Source organism: Plantibacter sp. CFBP 8804 (assembly GCF_014841225.1).
GTDB lineage: Bacteria > Actinomycetota > Actinomycetes > Actinomycetales > Microbacteriaceae > Plantibacter > Plantibacter auratus.
The window spans coordinates 1-928 of record NZ_JACYTU010000039.1 but is presented as its reverse complement, the minus strand read 5'-3'; the positions used below and the strand labels follow the sequence as shown (position 1 = coordinate 928).

Genomic DNA, 928 nt, shown 5'->3' with positions numbered 1-928 from the left:
TCTTTTCCGAGCACGGGCCGATCATTGCGGACGGGTTCCTCTTCGTGAACGAAGAGCAGCATGCTGCCGGCGAGCGCGGTGGGTACACCGACTTGGTCGACAGCGGTGATGGGGACTTCCTCACGGAGGACACCTTGTGGGACTTCAAGGTGTCTGCGTCGAAGCCGGCCAAGGACCATGTGCTTCAGCTGCTGATGTACTTCCTGATGGGCAAGCAGTCCGGGCTGCCCGAGTTCGAGGCGCTGACTCATGTCGGGATCTTCAACCCGCGGCTGAACGTTGTCTACCGGCTGGCCGTAGCCGATGTGCCACCCGAGGTCATCGACACGACTCGCTACGACGTGATTGGATATGCGGCATGAGCACACCGGCTTTTCCGCAAGTGTCTCCGGTGGACGGTACGCATGTAACCCTGGGTCGATATTTTCGAACACCAGCGCATCCTGATGTCTTGGTCGCTTTGGGAAGGGCACAGTACACGTTCCTGAGCCTCGAAGAGACCGTTACCGCGATTCTGTACGAGGCGGGTGTTGCGACGCTGCCTGAGACCCGGGGCAAGATGGCAGGCGATAAGGAACAGGCGCTGCAGAAGCTGGCCGCCCGCTATCGACAGCATCCCGATGGTGCGCTTACGGCGGAGTTGCTGGACACCGCTGTCGCAGCGTTCAGGAAAGCACGAGAGCTGGTACGCAACAAGCTCTCCCATGCCCACCCGTACACCGCGGGCAAAGATACGGACGGCAACTATTTACCAGGGTTGGGCTACACCGTGAAGGATGGCACTTCATGGGAGACACTGTCCAGCACACCTGAGGATTTGCTTGATTTCGCGGCCGAGGTTGAGATGTCAATCAGCCCGTTGAATGCCGCCCGGATGGCAGTTCGCGACCTCCCGGTGTCGAAGCTCGTTTAGGAACAAACAAGAACC

2 protein-coding genes are annotated in these 928 nt (G+C 59.5%); both read left to right on the top strand.

Translation table 11 applies throughout. The features are described 5' to 3' along the window. Positions 1-362: hypothetical protein (locus IFU11_RS19950; protein ID WP_199862399.1), on the top strand; the 362-nt coding region annotated here is incomplete at its 5' end. Further along, complete coding sequence (locus IFU11_RS19945; protein ID WP_192020101.1) at positions 359-913, top strand: hypothetical protein; 555 nt, start codon at positions 359-361, stop codon at positions 911-913. The genes IFU11_RS19950 and IFU11_RS19945, both read left to right, overlap by 4 nt. Positions 914-928 lie beyond the last annotated feature (15 nt).

Excerpts from the sequence above, each read along its gene's own strand:
- IFU11_RS19945 (WP_192020101.1), top strand. The coding sequence starts at position 359 with ATGAGCACACCGGCTTTTCCGCAAGTGTCTCCGGTGGACGGTACGCAT.